At 36.6% G+C, this 16,063-nt stretch carries 19 protein-coding genes, 1 tRNA gene and 1 pseudogene; 3 read left to right on the forward strand and 18 right to left on the reverse strand.

Going from position 1 to position 16,063, the window contains the following annotated elements; genetic code table 11:
- Positions 1–2: 2 nt before the first annotated feature.
- From K7I92_RS04600 to K7I92_RS04625, 6 genes are all read right to left on the reverse strand, one after another.
- A complete protein-coding gene (locus tag K7I92_RS04600) occupies positions 3–647 on the reverse strand; it encodes a trimeric intracellular cation channel family protein (RefSeq protein ID WP_220282241.1) in 645 nt (214 codons plus the stop codon).
- A gap of 45 nt (positions 648–692) precedes the next feature.
- Positions 693–1,004, reverse strand: coding sequence for a single-stranded DNA-binding protein (locus K7I92_RS04605; protein WP_203245143.1), 312 nt, complete (start codon positions 1,002–1,004; stop codon positions 693–695).
- Between the two features lie 91 nt (positions 1,005–1,095).
- Complete coding sequence (locus K7I92_RS04610; protein WP_220282242.1) at positions 1,096–3,171, reverse strand: translation factor GTPase family protein; 2,076 nt, start codon at positions 3,169–3,171, stop codon at positions 1,096–1,098.
- A gap of 10 nt (positions 3,172–3,181) precedes the next feature.
- Positions 3,182–3,850: an ankyrin repeat domain-containing protein gene (locus tag K7I92_RS04615; RefSeq protein WP_203245141.1), complete on the reverse strand. Its 669-nt coding sequence runs from the start codon at positions 3,848–3,850 to the stop codon at positions 3,182–3,184.
- A 52-nt stretch (positions 3,851–3,902) separates the two neighbouring features.
- The gene (locus K7I92_RS04620) at positions 3,903–4,040 is read right to left on the reverse strand and encodes a hypothetical protein (RefSeq protein ID WP_220282243.1); all 138 of its coding nucleotides are present in this window, start codon (positions 4,038–4,040) and stop codon (positions 3,903–3,905) included.
- A 78-nt stretch (positions 4,041–4,118) separates the two neighbouring features.
- Positions 4,119–4,844, reverse strand: a complete 726-nt coding sequence (locus K7I92_RS04625) for a M48 family metallopeptidase (protein ID WP_220282244.1) — start codon at positions 4,842–4,844, stop codon at positions 4,119–4,121.
- Positions 4,845–4,887: 43 nt separating this feature from the next.
- Between K7I92_RS04625 and K7I92_RS04630 the strand changes: the two genes are divergently transcribed.
- Positions 4,888–4,961, forward strand: a tRNA-His gene (locus tag K7I92_RS04630).
- Positions 4,962–5,130: 169 nt separating this feature from the next.
- Here the strand turns inward: K7I92_RS04630 and K7I92_RS04635 are convergent.
- Together K7I92_RS04635 and K7I92_RS04640 are read right to left on the reverse strand one after the other, a co-directional pair.
- Positions 5,131–6,621, reverse strand: coding sequence for a family 1 glycosylhydrolase (locus tag K7I92_RS04635; protein ID WP_220282245.1), 1,491 nt, complete (start codon positions 6,619–6,621; stop codon positions 5,131–5,133).
- Between the two features lie 41 nt (positions 6,622–6,662).
- The gene (locus K7I92_RS04640; protein WP_220282246.1) at positions 6,663–8,570 is read right to left on the reverse strand and encodes a beta-glucoside-specific PTS transporter subunit IIABC; all 1,908 of its coding nucleotides are present in this window, start codon (positions 8,568–8,570) and stop codon (positions 6,663–6,665) included.
- A gap of 110 nt (positions 8,571–8,680) precedes the next feature.
- Between K7I92_RS04640 and K7I92_RS04645 the strand changes: the two genes are divergently transcribed.
- Positions 8,681–9,679, forward strand: a complete 999-nt coding sequence (locus K7I92_RS04645) for an AraC family transcriptional regulator (protein ID WP_203245135.1) — start codon at positions 8,681–8,683, stop codon at positions 9,677–9,679.
- Between the two features lie 237 nt (positions 9,680–9,916).
- Here the strand turns inward: K7I92_RS04645 and K7I92_RS04650 are convergent, their stop codons facing one another.
- Both K7I92_RS04650 and K7I92_RS04655 read right to left on the reverse strand, forming a co-directional pair.
- Positions 9,917–10,471 (reverse strand): chromate transporter, encoded by a 555-nt coding sequence (locus K7I92_RS04650; RefSeq protein WP_220282247.1) that lies wholly within the window; start codon positions 10,469–10,471, stop codon positions 9,917–9,919.
- A gap of 11 nt (positions 10,472–10,482) precedes the next feature.
- Positions 10,483–11,049 carry a chromate transporter gene (locus tag K7I92_RS04655; protein ID WP_203245132.1) on the reverse strand — a complete coding sequence of 189 codons (567 nt, stop codon included), beginning with the start codon at positions 11,047–11,049 and terminating at the stop codon, positions 10,483–10,485.
- Positions 11,050–11,379: 330 nt separating this feature from the next.
- Here K7I92_RS04655 and K7I92_RS04660 point away from each other — a divergent pair, with 330 nt between their 5' ends.
- Complete coding sequence (locus tag K7I92_RS04660) at positions 11,380–12,222, forward strand: pyridoxamine kinase (RefSeq protein WP_220282248.1); 843 nt, start codon at positions 11,380–11,382, stop codon at positions 12,220–12,222.
- A 32-nt stretch (positions 12,223–12,254) separates the two neighbouring features.
- Here the strand turns inward: K7I92_RS04660 and K7I92_RS07485 are convergent, their stop codons facing one another.
- The 8 genes and pseudogenes from K7I92_RS07485 to K7I92_RS04695 all read right to left on the reverse strand — a co-directional run.
- The gene (locus K7I92_RS07485) at positions 12,255–12,377 is read right to left on the reverse strand and encodes a hypothetical protein (RefSeq protein WP_255594339.1); all 123 of its coding nucleotides are present in this window, start codon (positions 12,375–12,377) and stop codon (positions 12,255–12,257) included.
- A gap of 606 nt (positions 12,378–12,983) precedes the next feature.
- Complete coding sequence (locus tag K7I92_RS04665; RefSeq protein ID WP_220282249.1) at positions 12,984–13,217, reverse strand: recombinase family protein; 234 nt, start codon at positions 13,215–13,217, stop codon at positions 12,984–12,986.
- 73 nt (positions 13,218–13,290) lie between these two features.
- Positions 13,291–13,413 (reverse strand): hypothetical protein, encoded by a 123-nt coding sequence (locus K7I92_RS07490; RefSeq protein ID WP_255520666.1) that lies wholly within the window; start codon positions 13,411–13,413, stop codon positions 13,291–13,293.
- A gap of 115 nt (positions 13,414–13,528) precedes the next feature.
- Positions 13,529–13,915 (reverse strand): hypothetical protein, encoded by a 387-nt coding sequence (locus tag K7I92_RS04670; protein ID WP_220282250.1) that lies wholly within the window; start codon positions 13,913–13,915, stop codon positions 13,529–13,531.
- 62 nt (positions 13,916–13,977) lie between these two features.
- A pseudogene (locus tag K7I92_RS07665) lies at positions 13,978–14,422 on the reverse strand (CbrC family protein).
- 74 nt (positions 14,423–14,496) lie between these two features.
- Positions 14,497–14,820, reverse strand: a complete 324-nt coding sequence (locus K7I92_RS04685) for a hypothetical protein (RefSeq protein ID WP_220282252.1) — start codon at positions 14,818–14,820, stop codon at positions 14,497–14,499.
- A 131-nt stretch (positions 14,821–14,951) separates the two neighbouring features.
- Positions 14,952–15,611, reverse strand: coding sequence for a hypothetical protein (locus K7I92_RS04690; protein ID WP_220282253.1), 660 nt, complete (start codon positions 15,609–15,611; stop codon positions 14,952–14,954).
- Positions 15,612–15,664: 53 nt separating this feature from the next.
- Positions 15,665–16,063 (reverse strand): hypothetical protein (locus K7I92_RS04695; protein WP_220282254.1); only part of this gene is annotated, 399 nt, incomplete at its 5' end.

Genomic DNA, 16,063 nt, shown 5'->3' on the forward strand with positions numbered 1-16,063 from the left:
CTTTATTTAAGCTTCGGTAGCTCCCATTTCCGATACACCGCTACTAAGCGTATAATCGTTATCAATATTGTACCAAATAACATCCAAACACTCATGGAAACTTGCATACGAATTAACAAAGTACACACCAAGGCTCCGACAATCGAAGCACTCGCATAAATGTCTTTCCGAAAGATTTGTGGCAAATCATTCACAATCACATCACGAATCAATCCTCCACCAACACCAGTCAAAACACCGGCCAGTACAAACAAAGAATTGCTTCTTTGGGGGTACAAGCGATAAGCTTGGGCAATCCCAACAACTGTAAAAACACCCAAACCAATGGAATCCATCCACAATAAGACAATCCGCGCATTTTTACGTCCCGATATTTTCTCTTCCATACGAAAGTAAACCACACAAAAAGTAATAATCCCAACTGCAATTGATAACAATATATAACTTGGATTTTGTAAAGAAACCGGCGGAAAAATACCCAGTATGACATCACGAATCAATCCCCCGCAAGTAGCGGTAATCACTGACAACATCGATACACCGAATAAATCCAATTTTGACCGTATACCGATGATGGAACCAGATATCGCAAACGCAATTGTTCCGAGCATTTCTAAAATCCATTGAAAAGTTGAAAAGGCATCCATGGTTACTATTATGGCATAAAAAATGCGGATGACACCGCACTTTTTCTAACTTTTTGGTTGATAGATATCTTCTGCTACAATTTGCAGATTATAACGTTTCGTTCCATCTTGACCTATGTAGTATTGCTTACGCAGATGACCCTTTACCCCAATTCGTTCACCTTCATGATATGATTCACGAACTAGATTAGCTTGTTCACCCCAAGCAACCACATTTAAAAAGTCTTTAGCTTTGGAAGGCTCTTGTCTTTGCACTTTAATGCAAAAAGTAGACATTCCTTGATTGTTCTTCGTGGTTCGATAAACAGGTTCTTCCGCAATGGTTCCACTGATTTCTACCGCATTGGTATCACACATAGTATTCCTCCTCGGCTTTTCTTGCCTCATCTATTTCTTTCCCGCCAAAACGAAAAATCCCCTTTAAAAAAGGAAATCTTTTCGATTTCCTTTATTGCCGTGCTTCTTTTCTAGTTGCGATAACTTTTTCTGATACGTCACGAGGAGCAGGTTCATAACGGTCAAACTCTAAGACATAGGTACCAACGCCTTGACTCATCGACCTTAACTCTGTCGCGTATGTTAACATTTCTGCCATCGGAACTTCGGCTTGAATAATCTGTTCACCCGTTTCATTAGCACTCACATCGGTAATCACACCACGTCTCTTCGTAACATCACCCATAATCGTACCCGTGTATTCCTCCGGTGCCATAACTGTCACTTTACCGATTGGTTCTAATAAGACCGGCTTTGCTTTTGGTAAACCGGCTTGAACAGCTAAACGTGCCGCCTCTTTGAAGGCATTTTCTTTTGAATCCACCGGGTGGTAAGAACCATCGTATAGGGTAGCTTTAATACCGACCACTTTATAGCCGGCCAAAGGACCCTTCTTCATCGCTTCACGCAAGCCTGTTTCTGTCGGCGCAAAGAATTGTTTTGGAACAGCTCCACCAAAGACCTCTTCTGCAAAGACCATTTCCTCACTATCGCATGGTTCAAAGCGTACCCAAACATCACCAAATTGACCAGCACCACCATTTTGTTTCTTATAACGACCTTGTGCCTGTGCCGTTTGTGTAATGGTTTCACGATATTGAATGATTGGAACGGACGTTGTTACCTGAACTTTATATTTAGATTTTAGCTTACTTAGAATTAAATCAATATGTTGATCTCCCAACCCGTATAACACTTGTTCATGCGTTTCTTCATTATTCATAAAATGAATGGTCTTATCTTCCAACATTAAATTATGAATGCCAACTGACATCTTATCTTCATCGGCTTTGGAAACAGGATGAATCGCATAGCCCAACATTGGTTTTGGATAATCAATTTCCGGATAAACCACTTCTTTAGCACGAGTTCCCAGGGTATCCCCTGTTTCACTTTTTTGCAGCTTAACAACCGCTCCAATATCACCGGTAAATAATTTACCTACACCAATCTGGTATTTGCCATTTAAAACATAAACCTGCGATACCTTTTCAGTTGTATCTTTCTTTGGATTGTAAACTTGCGAATCACTATTTAAGACACCACTCATCACTTTCAAGTAAGAAATCTTACCAACATATGGATCCACGATTGTCTTAAAAATAAAGGCACTAAGAGCTTCTTGTTCATTGGTTTCCAATAAAACCGGATTACCTTTTAAATCTTCTGCTTCTATACTTCCTTTCTCTGCATAGCTTGGGAAGTATTCATGAATTAAATCCAACAAACGCTCAATACCGGTTTGTTGATCAGCACTACCACAATAAACCGGATGAATTTCACCCGAGCGAACACCCAAACGCAAGCCTTTTGCTAATTCATGCTCATCAAAGGCTTCACCCGAGAAGAACTTTTCCATCAATTCATCATCACCCATTGCAATGACTTCACTAATTTCATTGTAATAAGCATCAATTTCTTCTTTTAGATTAGCCGGCACTTCTTCCGGCTTATCAGGATGATCATAATACCAAGCTTTTTTACGAAGAATATTAACCGATCCTAACACCTTACGATTTTCAATAATTGGTCTTTCAAATAAGATGACAGACTTCCCGAATTTCTCTCTTAATTCTTCATAGCGTGTTTGAAAATCCGCTTGTTCATCATCTAATTTATTGATGAAGAAAATGGTTGGAAGCTGTTGTCTGAGAACCGCTTCTTTCCAAGCACGAATCGTACCTGATTTCAAAGATTCTTTCGCATCCACAACAATCAAAGCATTATCACCCACTCTTAAACCCGTGACTTCTTCACCTTGATAATCTAAATAACCCGGTGTATCCAATAGATTGATTTTCATATCTTTCCAAAGAATTGGTGCCACATGACAATACACCGATACACCTCTTTTCCCTTCCTCGGCATCGTAATTTAAGGCACTGGTACCGTCTTGGTTTTTACCATATTTCTCAATTCCTTTGGTGTAATACAAAGCCGCTTCCATTAAAGAAGACTTACCAGCTCCAGAATGACCAAGTACGACAACATTACGAACCTCATTTGCTTTATAATCTCTTAATTGCATAGAAACCACCTCACGCCAAAACGCCTTTCAAATCTTCAAAGCATTCTTTACGAACATAATGAATGGCTAATTTACCATGGTGATCCATAACATTACGATCAGCCCCTAAGTGCAATAAAGTTTGTACTAAACTTGGAATGCCTGTATAAGCCGCTCTCATTAAAGCGGTGCAACCTTCAAAGTCAGCTTGATTCACATTCGCTCCATGTTTCACCAAGACTTCTACAACATCCATACTGTAGGAATTGACAGCTTCCATTAAAGCAGTTCTTCCCTTTTCATCTTGTGAATTCACATCAGCTCCCTTTGAAATTAAATATTCTACGGCTTCTAATTCTCCCAATAAAGCAGCTCTTGCCAGTGCACTACGACCTTTATTATCACGCGCATTCACATCTGCTCCGGCATGCTCCAGCATACGAACAATTTCTAAATGTCCCTTCTTAGCCGCTCCCATGATGGCTGTCTTATTATTCTTATCACGCGCATCCACCTTTGCACCATGGTCGATTAAGAAACGAACGATGTCTTCGTAGCCGCGTTTTGCACTTCTCATTAAAGCTGTTCTACCTTCGCCATTGACCACATTCACATCAGCCCCTTTAGCAACTGTACTACATACTTTTGCGAAATCACCATTTGCGGCAGCTTCGAAGAATTCCAGGTTTGTCTGATCCATTTTCTTTACCTCCTTGTCTCAAACAAGTATAGAAAAAGTGGACCAATCAAAATCAGTCCACTTTAAAACCTACACCATTTTCCACGCCAAAGACCAAGACAACCCTATCGGATGGTTCAATGAAAACGAATTGTATTTGAACGACCCTTTTCATAATGATCACCTCGCTTTGACTTTCTTCTAGTCTCATTGTAACAATCTTTTAGCACAACTCAATAGCTTTTACTTTGTTCTTATGTTAAATTTATTAAAAATTATGAAAGCACTTTCAAAGAATGTCATTTCCTTCGAAATCGTATGGTTCTTCTTTTAATAGTTTGGTGTATTCTTTATAGTCAGGTAACCATTTTAATAACACTTGATAAAAAGAAAGACTATGATTAGGAACTAAAATATGGGCATATTCATGAGCCAAGACAGCTTCTAATGCCCTCTTAGGATAAAAGATGAGTTGTTGATTTAAATGAATACGATTGGTTCTAACTGAGAAAGAGCCCCAGCGCGATTTCATTTTGCTGACATAGATATGTGGAAGTTTATCCATACCAGTCGCTTTAATTTTTTCATCGTATTTATTTCGCATAGCCATTGCTTCATTAAGCATATAAAAACGATAAAATGCTTGTACCACTTTCTCGAATTCTTTTTGTGTAAATTCCGGAAGTGTAATAATGTAATCATCCTTAATTGGAACAATATTGTGTCTATCTCCTCTTTTTAAAGTGATGGCTTTCTTTTGACCAAAGACAATTAAGTATCCATCTTGAATGCTCACTCCTTTTATTTTAGAGCGTGGTTTTGAATGTTGATGTATCCACAGTTCCTTTGATTGAATAAAACGAAGTATTTTTTCTTTTTCAACAAAACGATTGCAACTAATCTGAATGACGTGATCGCCAATGACTCTTAAGTACAAATGACGAATGTTTTTAAAACGAACCTTTACAGTATAAAGCTCATTCGCAATGGAATATAAAAATTTTATATCTTGCATATTGAACTCATCCTTTCTATATGCTAGAATATTCAGGCACATGGCGGTTGTGGTGAAGTTGGTTAACACACTGGATTGTGGCTCCAGCACTCGCGAGTTCGAGTCTCGTCAATCGCCTATATGGTTTAAAAGTCCTTGTTTTAAGGGCTTTTCTTATTTGGTGGTATACAATAGGTATCCATTTCAATCGCCCTTGCTCGCTCTTCTTTTAAAGAGCGTTTTTATTTTACAACGAAAAACGACTGAGAAATATGTTTTCTCAATCGCTTTTCTAGTGCAATAACAACTAATCCAAATCATCACCATTCGAAGCAATTACTTTTTTATACCAATAGAAAGAGTCCTTTGGTGTACGATTAAATGTTCCCTTGCCTTCATCATCTTTATCTACGTAGATAAAACCATAGCGTTTACGCATTTCACCTGTACCCGCTGAAACAATATCAATACAGCCCCAAGTTGTATAAGCAATCAAATCAACCCCATTAGCAATAGCTTCCGCCATAGCTTTGATATGATTACGATGATAATCAATACGATAATCATCATGAATACTACCATCTGCTTCTACCTTATCCAAAGCACCTAAACCATTTTCAACCACCATCAAAGGTACACGATAACGATCGTAAATCTTCTCAAGATAGTAAGTTAAACCCTTTGGATCCTGTGCCCAACCCCAATCAGAATATTCCAAATACTCATTACGAGCACCTGTTGAAAAATTTCCCTTTACCTTATCCTCTTCACTTACCGCATGGGTTGTTACATTGTTGGACATATAGTAAGAGAATGTGTACATATCCACACAACCCTTCTTTAATTCTTGCAAATCTTGCTCAGTTATATCCAACTTCACATCATGTAAATTCCATAGACGTTTTGCATAGCTTGGATATTCACCTTTTACTTGAACATCACCACAATAATAAATGCCTTGTTGCCACTTATGTTCATTCGCCAAAATGTCGTTAGGATCACAAGTTGCCGGATAGAAGGTAATTCCGCAAATCATACAACCAATCTTATTTTCGGGATCAATTTCATGACCAACTTGTACAGCACGAGCACTTGCTACGAATTGATAATGCAATTGTTGATACCCTTGTTGATACATTTCTTTCGTTGCTTTACCACCAAACATATCTAGCATCATTACGGTATTATTGATTTCATTAAAAGTTAGCCAATACTTAACAAGACCTTTGTATTCAGTGAAAATAACTCTTGCAAAGCGTTCATAGAATTCAATTAGCTTACGGTTATTCCAACCACCATAGTTCACTTCTAAGGTAAGTGGTGTATCAAAATGCCAAATAGAAACCAATGGTTCAATGCCATATTTGTGGCATTCTTCAAACACTTGGCGATAGAAGTTTAAGCCTTCTTGGTTTGGTTCTAATTCATCACCATTTGGGAAAATACGGCTCCAAGAAATAGATAGTCTGAAAATAGAATAGCCCATTTCTGCAAATAACTTAATGTCTTCTTTATAACGATAATAAAAATTAACGCCATCGTGATTTGGATAATAATAGCCGTCTAAAATAGCGTATTTGGCACCTTCCGGAATCATAGCATGATGACCATGACCAAAGGCCTCGCCCGGTTTACCGTCTTTATCAATATAAGTCGTAATACGTGGGTGCTCCTTTGATCCACCGGTCGTAACATCTAACTTGATTAAACCTCTACCCCCAACATCATACGCCCCTTCAGCTTGGGTTGCCGCAATGGCACCACCCCATAAAAACCCTTTTGGAAAATTGTTTTTCATGATTTTACCTCCCTTTTTATTTGCTATAAGGAAAGAATTCCTTATTTGATTGTTTTAAATAGGAAATCATTGATTTGAATATTTCCTGCATCTGTTACTTCCACATCACTGAATTCAGCTGAATTTGTGACGATGATTGGTGAAATTACTGGTCGTTTTGCTTCACGAATGATATCTAAGTTAAACTCAAGAAGCTTATCTCCTGCTTTTACTTTATCACCAACAGACACAAATGGTTTAAAGCCTTTACCTGCCAAAGATACTGTATCCATACCTATATGAATCAAGACTTCAGCACCTCCTTTTGTGCGCATGCCAATCGCATGACCGGTTGGGAATACAACAGTAATTTCTGCATCAATTGGAGCAACGACTGTACCATCACTTGGATTAATCGCAACGCCTTTTCCCATAGAGCCTGACGCAAACACTTCATCCGGAACATCCTTTAAACGAACCATAGTTCCCATCATAGGACTTGTGAATACTTCTCCTTTTACTGTTTCCATATCTTTTTGTTCAGTTTCATTCTTTTCAACATTATTTTGTTTCTTATCTTCTCCATATAAAATAGGAATTGGAATCACCATTTGAACCGCAAAAGAAACAAGTACAGCTACAATCTGCATGGCAATCAAAATAAACATCGGTGTTAAACCTTCGGTTGGACTGATATAACCCGGGATTGCGAAGACACCCAAAGCTCCCATGGCATAGTTTTTTAAATTAAAGATTTGCAACACACCACCTAAGATAGCGGATACAATACATGAGATAATAAATGGTGTTTTCATTGGTAAGGTAATACCATAAATCGATGGTTCTGTGATACCAAACACAGAGGAAATAAGCGCTGGCCAACCAAGTGATTTCACCTTCGATTCTTTTGTCTTCATAAGGATAGCTAAAAGCACGCCTGTTTGTGTAAAGGCAACAATAGCGTTAGGAACTAAAATTGTCGCCCATCCATTTTGCGAGAACTGCAAAATTCCTAAAGGAACAATTGCCCAGTGTAAGCCAAACATAACCAAGATTTGCCACATACCGGCCATTACGAAGCCATATAAAATTGGACTGAAAGATAAAATACTCGTGAATCCTTGCGAAAGAAGATCGGAAAGGATATTAGCAACCGGTCCAATAATCATAAATGATAGTGGAACTGTTAAAATGATTGTTACGAATGGTGCTAGAAACATCTTGATGAAGTCCGGTGAATGTTTCTTTACAATTCTTTCAATATGTGACGCAAACCAAATAGCTAAGATAATTGGCACAACGGTAGATAAGTAATTACCGGCTGTCGGTAAGCTAAATGGAATACCAAATATCGTTGTTATTCCTACCTTTTTCAAAGCGGCAACACCGGCCGGTAAAGTGGGATATACTAATGCCGCTCCAATAGCTGTAGCGGTAAATTCAGACATTTTGAATTTTCTTGCGGCTGTAATAGCCAAAATAATCGGTAAAAATTGATACAATCCATCGCCGGCGGCGTTTAACAATAAAGCCAAGATTGAATTTTGTGGAGTAATAGCCCACACTGCTTTCAACAGTGCAACAACACCCTTGATAATACCGGCGGCGGCCATAGCCCCTAATACTGGTTGGAAAATACCCGAAATCACATCAATTAATCGGTTGAAAATATTTCCTTTTGTGACAACGAATTCTTCTTCCTCTACTTCTCTGCCAACCGTAATGCCTTCTTTTACGACAGCAGCATAAACATCCGGAACATGATTACCAATCACCACTTGGTATTGACCACTCGCTTGTACAACCGTAACAATACCCTCACGTTTTTTAAGATACTCTGTATCTGCTTTCGATTCATCTTTTAGTTTGAAGCGAAGGCGAGTAACACAATGTCTTAAATCAATAACATTCTCTTTTCCACCAACATGCTTAACAATGTCAGCAGCCAATGCAGAATAATCTTTCCCCATAGTATGTTCCTCCTTTATCCCTTAACAATTTTATTCTACCTCATAAATATCCTCATCTAAATTCCAGAAAGAAAGGTATTTCTTATCAAAAAGTAAGATATAATATTTTTATGGATCAAGAAATTAAAAACTTAGAAAAAAAACTATTTACACATACTGAAAATGAATTGTATTACCTTAGTCATGCTGGTAGTTATTCCAAAAAGTATGAACTGGGCTATTCAAAAAGAAAGTTTATTAAAGGAAAAGAAGTGATTGAGGTTACAACAAGGCAATTAGAAAATTCACCTTTATTCATTCGTAAGGATTCTCGTTATAATTTTATGCCTTTTCATATCTTTACCAATTTGAATGTGAATTATATTTATTCAGGTAAATGTGCGTATTTTATTGAAGATAAAGAAATTATTCTTGAAGAAGGAGATATTTGTTTCTTTGATACACAGGTTGTAAGAGCTAAGATGAAACCGAAATTCAAAGATATTATCATCAATATTGTTATGTCCAATGATTATTTCAAATCACTTTTAACGGTCAATACGAACAATACTTTATCTACTTTTATGAACAAGGCTCTTTACTCCAATGAAAGTCATGATAACTACATTATTTTTAAGACTGCTAAAAATCCAAAAATTAGACACTTATTTCAATATTTATTAATTGAATACTATGAAGATAATCCTTATAAGTTGTATTCTATTCAAAACTATTTTTCTATCATCTTACTTGAATTGTTCAATCCTAAAAACGATTATTTGACTTCAACGGTTCATTTTTCCGATCAAAAATCCAATCATGTTTTTAATATCGTTAATTATTTGAACAATAACTACAAAACAGCTACTTTAACACAAGTGGCTAAGCTATTTGGCTATCATGAAAAATATTTGTCTAACTTATTAAAGAAGAACTATGGCAAAACATTTAAAGAAATTCAAATTGATAATAAAATTTTAGAGGTTGAAAAATATCTTCTGAACAGTTCCTTAACGATTGAAAAAATTGCTGAGAATACTGGTTTTTCTAATCTTAATATCCTGTACAAGTATTTTAAAGACAAGAATGGTGTTTCACCGAATCAATTCCGTAGAAATCATGATAAGTGATTTTCAACTGGTTAAACTATAGATTATTTTCAGAGATAAATTGCTTTTTGGGGGTTTTAAAAATCAATCTATCTGTTTTCTTATCTTCGATGCACTGGAATTATTCCTTTTACTTTTTTTATTCAATGAACAAATACTTTTTTCTTGAATTTTAAGAATACAACTTATCATCCGTTCCATTATAAAAAAGCTAGCCTTATAACACGAGGTAATGGCAACCTTCTTAAAGTGAATTATTTATAAAATCATTGTGTAAACAAATGTTCCAATTACTGCTGTCCCAAAAATAATTTGTACTGGACCAACTTTCTTTTTACGCAACAAGATAAGTGACACCACAAATAAGACTAGTTCTACCCACTGTATATCTGCATTAGTTATGTGCCAAAGTGAATGAATTTTAAAACAGGATAACAATAAAATAGTTATACCCACTCCAGCAATCATTGCAATTACTGCCAATCGTACTTCTTCTAAGATATTCCGAACAATTGATAATCCACGATATTTTTTGTATGCCCATGCCAGCAATAGGACAATAAGCAAAGATGGTGTAATACAACCCAGTGTACAAACAATCGCTCCGGGCATGCCGGCTATCTTCTGCCCAACAAATGTCGCGCTATTAACAGCTATAGGTCCCGGTGTCATTTCTGCGATTGTTACTAAATCCGAATATTCCGAAAAAGTTAACCACTTCTTGCCTTCGACCACAAGAGACTGAATAAGTGGCATTGCAGCATAACCACCACCAAATGAAAACAAGCCAATTTGAAAATAGGTTAGAAACATTTCAATAAATATCATGATATCTCCCCTTTTAAGAAATTCATTGCAATACCCAAAATAATAAATAATAAAATAATTGTAATGGTACCAATACTAAAGAAATAGACTGCTATAAATGCAACCGACATCAAAAAAATATGAATTCTATTCCTTGCATGAATCACTAAACTTCCAAGATCAATAACAACATCTATAATTATTGCTGTTATACCTGCACGCATAACACGTAAAGCTGTTTGTGCTACCGCATTAGTAGAAAATGCCTCATATATCATACAAACAATTGTAATGATAACTATTGGCGGAATAATTATCGCAAGAGTAGATAACAAAACACCCGTAATTCCGGCAACATGATACCCAAAAATAATCGCACTATTAACAGCAAGAGCTCCTGGCGCAGATTGAGCAATTGCGGTCATGTCCAGCACCTCATCTTCCCCAACCCAGTGCAATTCTTCACAAAATTTCTTTTTCATCATGCTGATGATGACAAATCCACCCCCAAAAGTAAATGCACTGATTAGCATCATTTCAAAAAATAACTTCATATAACTGAAATTCTCTTTTTTACTCATCATCGCTCTTATAATAATACACTTATAATTAGATAAATAGTTTCATTTCTCTTAATTCTTTGTTGCACAAAGGATTTTCTATTTCGTTGTGTCCTTTCCTCATTTAGAATATCTTCTAAAAATTTCCAATGGTAGAAATAGGATTAGTTCATATCAATAATCGATATTTCATGCCTTTTCATATGCCCTATTTTTCCCCTAATGATAACTTTCTTTTGTTACTTTCATTCTAACTTATCTCTCTCAACACAACTAATTCTGTATAAGAATACTATCATGCAATGGTATTTTCATACAAAACCATTATAATGATGGTATTGGAGAATAGTTTATATGAAAAAAATTATTACAATGCAGGATGTTTCCTGTGTAGGAAAGTGTTCATTAACGGTTGCTTTACCAATTCTTTCGGCAATAGGTATTGAAACAGCTGTTATCCCTACTGCTGTATTATCTACTCATACCATGTTTTCAGAATTCACCTTTCATGATTTAACAAGAGAAGTTGAACCGATTCTTGCCCATTGGCAAAAAGAAGGCTTTTCATTTAATGGAGTATACACTGGATACTTAGGGTCCTTTGCTCAGATTGAGTTAGCACAAAATTTATTTAATCAATTCGGCAAAAATGCTTTAAAGGTTGTCGATCCATGCATGGCAGATAATGGTGAATTATACCCCGGATTTGATGTTCCATTTGCTCATAAAATGGGTGAATTATGCGCTGTTGCAGATATAATTGTCCCCAATCTTACGGAAGCATCCTTCTTATTAGACATTCCTTATCAAGAAAAATATGATGAAGCTTATATTCAAGATGTTTTGCGTAAACTAACCGACCTTGGTTGTCCTACTGCTATTCTTACAGGTATTCAATTTGAACATGGCTCTATTGGTGCTTATGCATATGAAAAAGATAGCGATACCTTCACGAGTTACTTCAATCAAGAAGAACCGAGACATTTCCATGGTACTGGTGATATTTGGGCAAGTACTTTCAGTGGTGGACTTATACAAGGTTTATCATTGTTAAAAGCTATGACCCTTGCTTGTGATTATGTGAAAGAGTCTATTCATAAGACATTGGAAGAAGAAAATTATAATACCTATGGGGTTAACTTTGAACAAGCCATGCCATTCTTAATTAAATCACTTGATAATTACAATAAAGGCTAAAAAAGGAACGATTGTTCCTTTTTTAATGATTATTAAGTTTGAATACGATAATAATTAATAATATCATCTCTCTTTTCTAAAATATCTTGTTTATAAGAAAATTGCCATGGACTAGCATGATGAATAACATAGGTGATACCACGTTGATTTATCATATCTATGATCAAACTTTATTCGGTATTATCAAAGTAGACTTTTCAATTTCTTACTAAACGGAAATCTATATTATTATCTGACTTATTGATGGTATAACTCTGTGAGTTTTTTATAATATCCTGTTATCTCAGCTTCATTAAATCATAGCCGGAATCCAATATGCTTGTGATAGCATCCGCACAAACACCATATTCATCCTCAAAATATCCCGTCGCATTTCAAACCTCTATCTTATTTCTATCATTTAATGTAAGATATTTGCAATGACTCATAGTTCCTCCTTGGGTAATGGGATGTCTTCTCAAACACCACTATACCAAGGCTATGAGTCATTATTTAATTGTTGCATTTAGAGTGTAAATTCAAGATCCCACTAACCATATTGAAATATTTTTAATTGGGTATCTTACAATTTCATAAACGAAAAATAACAATCCCATAAATTTTCTGAAACATAAGATTAATGAATACCATAATCTATATTTTAAGTTTTCCATCATGATTTGACACCTTTCTTCGAACTATATTTTTTATTCTTTCTATGCACTGTTCCGTCTTCTAAAACTTCCATATTGTTGCGAGATACCATTTCAAGTTGAACTGCTTCAAATTGCTCTTTTACTCCAACGCTTTTTCCCTTTAGGTATCTTGATTTTCTTTTCTTCAAGCCTATTTATAATCCCACCAATGCTCAGTCCTTCTAAATACCAATCAAAAATATTTCTTGCGACTTTTGCTTCTACTTCATCAATGACAAGCATGCCATTTTTACCTTTTTTATAGCCATAGCAAACTCTACTATATAATCCTGATATTCCATTCTCTACCCTGTGTTTCAATCCTCAACGCATATTTTCACTTCTCCAATTATTTATAGTTCATCATTTACCGTTTCGGTATCAATTTTATCTTTCACAAAAATAATTCTTTTTCCCACGGTTTGAATTTTCTTATAGCTTCTAATTCATCTTTAGTATCATAATCAAAACAACTTATACCTTTAGTTAATACTATATCTATATTTCCTTTTTGCATTCTCTTATCATTCCGGAAAACTCTTTCCAAGGAACCGATTTTTTCTTAGTTTCCACTATCATTAACCTATTTTCCTTCACTTACTTTATCTCGTGAACCTTCACTCTGTTCTTCTTCAGCTGCTTCTTAATCTGAGACAGTCTCTCTTCAGTACCCTTATCCTTTCCAATAATGATACCCTTGTTTCTCCCTTTTTTCTCACAAACTCTATAAAATATCTGTGACCATTTAGATGCCTTTCGCGCACAAAGTGTATATCAACCGCTTCGAGCTCCTTCAAAGGAATCACTCGGTTCCCCGGAACAATACCGCTATGAATATATAAATTTCCATTGGCGATATGCATAGGCTCTGAAAATTTTCCGCCACTCTTGCTGACCATCACAAGCTTGCGTATCAACGATACAAGAAGGACAGTTCCAACTGTAAATAGCACAATTTTAAAGAGATTATTGTCCCATGTCTGCTTTATTCCTATCAAAAAATATGGATATATCTTCATTAAAATTCCTCCGAATTCGTCTTTCGCTTTAATATGCCAGATTCACCTATCAACCGTACAAATTAACTCGCATCGACATAGATATCGCCATCTTTGTATAGGTACTCTCTGATATCGGTATATTCTGATCTCATCTCGTACTCTTCTATAACCTCATCTGCAATACCCATCTCCTCAAGCTCCTTTGTGCCAACTGTTCCTAGATATGCGCAGTAGTCGTTACAGCATGATAGCCAGTGCTCTCCCTGCCAGCTCATATAGCCTGGAGTTCTTTCAAATAACTCCTTCGACTTCTCCTTCCCATTCGGCATCCTGCACGAATTCCGCATCGAATTCTTTAGCTGCCTCACCACTAGCTATACACTCCGGGCATAAGTACTCAATCTCTCCAACACAATAAGGAAACGAACTATAGTATATCCTTCCTATTACCGTTTTGTTCTCGCAAATGCACAATCCCATTAAATATATCACGTTTACATGTGATTTATCGAGTGTCTGAGTCATTTTATCGCTATTTACATGCTATTTTTCGCTCTATATGTAAACTTTTATGGGCTTCATCCGATTTCATTTAATATCTACGCTATCTTCTCGACGCCACACTTATAAGGCACAACCGCATCAGCAAGTCTACTTAGCACTTCACCTGAAGTAAATGCTTCTGGATATCCAATCTTGAGGCTGATGCTCATGCAGCTTCCACCTCTATCTATATCCAAGGTTTCAACGCTAGTTCTCTCGTCCCCGGCGATAAGGTTAATCTCCGAGTTGATTCCGTAAGGCTCTTTGTCGAAGAGCTTTAGGAACATGTCGTCGAACCTATTTGCTGTAACTGTGTATCCCCCTAATCTCTCGGGGAGTACCGGCATATTAACTCTAACTTTCATTTCTCTATTTCCCATTGTGTCCTCCCATTTCCTTCGATTTATTTTGATTTACCATGGTTAAATCCATTAATCTGTGCCCAGTATAATACCCTTTTCATCTTCCGGATTCAAGGGGTTTAACTAGGTGTTGATTTTAATTCGTCGTATTAACAGTAATCGGGGATTTTGTCTCCGCACATTATCTTTACATATGTGTTATATACTTCCGGAATCGGTCTACCGAGGTAAATCTCAAGCTCCGGATTTACATTTTTCCCCAGAAGGCTACACAAGTATAGCCGCTCATTCAAGCCCGGGTACATCTCGACTGACATTGTTTCTATATTTTCCACCATCGGCCAATCTGCTTCTTTTAAATCAGACTTAACCATCGTATGATAGAGTCCGCACGGTGCATTGTTCTTGCTATTATCTATCATATCTCTTTCAACCAATGCTAGTCGTGTACCGAGAATTACCACACTTCGCTTTACTCCATCAACGATAATTTCTCGACTTCTGTGACCGAGCCCTTCTGTATGAATCCATCTGGTTGGAAGCTCGTAGTCAGAAAGCGACTCTACACCTTTAATGCGCTCGATGGGACTGTGCGCTTTCCACTGACGCGTAACCGCATGACAGAACAGCACCTTATCAGTTGACAAAGTCACACCTTCCCACGAGTTATCCTCGCTAAAAAGGTTAAAGAAAACCATGTATGGCGATTTTACCATCTGCGCCAATATGTATCTCCCATCTCGAAGGTACACCGATATGACTTTCCCTTCTTTCCAAGGAACCGATTTTTTCTTAGTTTCCACTATCATTAACCTATTTTCCTTCACTTACTTTATCTCGTGAACCTTCACTCTGTTCTTCTTCAGCTGCTTCTTAATCTGAGACAGTCTCTCTTCAGTACCCTTATCCTTTCCAATAATGATACCCTTGTTTCTCCCTTTTTTCTCACAAACTCTATAAAATATCTGTGACCATTTAGATGCCTTTCGCGCACAAAGTGTATATCAACCGCTTCGAGCTCCTTCAAAGGAATCACTCGGTTCCCCGGAACAATACCGCTATGAATATATAAATTTCCATTGGCGATATGCATAGGCTCTGAAAATTTTCCGCCACTCTTGCTGACCATCACAAGCTTGCGTATCAACGATACAAGAAGGACAGTTCCAACTGTAAATAGCACAATTTTAAAGAGATTATTGTCCCATGTCTGCTTTATTCCTATCAAAAAATATGGATATATCTTCATTAAAATTCCTCC

This window comes from Bulleidia sp. zg-1013 (assembly GCF_019798045.1).
Classification (GTDB): domain Bacteria; phylum Bacillota_I; class Bacilli_A; order Erysipelotrichales; family Erysipelotrichaceae; genus Bulleidia.

Excerpts from the sequence above, each read along its gene's own strand:
- K7I92_RS04600 (WP_220282241.1), bottom strand. The coding sequence starts at position 647 with ATGGATGCCTTTTCAACTTTTCAATGGATTTTAGAAATGCTCGGAACA.
- K7I92_RS04605 (WP_203245143.1), bottom strand. The coding sequence starts at position 1,004 with ATGTGTGATACCAATGCGGTAGAAATCAGTGGAACCATTGCGGAAGAA.
- K7I92_RS04610 (WP_220282242.1), bottom strand. The coding sequence starts at position 3,171 with ATGCAATTAAGAGATTATAAAGCAAATGAGGTTCGTAATGTTGTCGTA.
- K7I92_RS04615 (WP_203245141.1), bottom strand. The coding sequence starts at position 3,850 with ATGGATCAGACAAACCTGGAATTCTTCGAAGCTGCCGCAAATGGTGAT.
- K7I92_RS04620 (WP_220282243.1), bottom strand. The coding sequence starts at position 4,040 with ATGAGACTAGAAGAAAGTCAAAGCGAGGTGATCATTATGAAAAGGGTC.
- K7I92_RS04625 (WP_220282244.1), bottom strand. The coding sequence starts at position 4,844 with ATGCAAGATATAAAATTTTTATATTCCATTGCGAATGAGCTTTATACT.
- K7I92_RS04635 (WP_220282245.1), bottom strand. The coding sequence starts at position 6,621 with ATGAAAAACAATTTTCCAAAAGGGTTTTTATGGGGTGGTGCCATTGCG.
- K7I92_RS04640 (WP_220282246.1), bottom strand. The coding sequence starts at position 8,570 with ATGGGGAAAGATTATTCTGCATTGGCTGCTGACATTGTTAAGCATGTT.
- K7I92_RS04645 (WP_203245135.1), top strand. The coding sequence starts at position 8,681 with ATGGATCAAGAAATTAAAAACTTAGAAAAAAAACTATTTACACATACT.
- K7I92_RS04650 (WP_220282247.1), bottom strand. The coding sequence starts at position 10,471 with ATGTTTCTAACCTATTTTCAAATTGGCTTGTTTTCATTTGGTGGTGGT.
- K7I92_RS04655 (WP_203245132.1), bottom strand. The coding sequence starts at position 11,049 with ATGATGAGTAAAAAAGAGAATTTCAGTTATATGAAGTTATTTTTTGAA.
- K7I92_RS04660 (WP_220282248.1), top strand. The coding sequence starts at position 11,380 with ATGAAAAAAATTATTACAATGCAGGATGTTTCCTGTGTAGGAAAGTGT.
- K7I92_RS07485 (WP_255594339.1), bottom strand. The coding sequence starts at position 12,377 with ATGATAAATCAACGTGGTATCACCTATGTTATTCATCATGCTAGTCCA.
- K7I92_RS07490 (WP_255520666.1), bottom strand. The coding sequence starts at position 13,413 with ATGCAAAAAGGAAATATAGATATAGTATTAACTAAAGGTATAAGTTGT.
- K7I92_RS04670 (WP_220282250.1), bottom strand. The coding sequence starts at position 13,915 with ATGAAGATATATCCATATTTTTTGATAGGAATAAAGCAGACATGGGAC.
- K7I92_RS04685 (WP_220282252.1), bottom strand. The coding sequence starts at position 14,820 with ATGGGAAATAGAGAAATGAAAGTTAGAGTTAATATGCCGGTACTCCCC.
- K7I92_RS04690 (WP_220282253.1), bottom strand. The coding sequence starts at position 15,611 with ATGATAGTGGAAACTAAGAAAAAATCGGTTCCTTGGAAAGAAGGGAAA.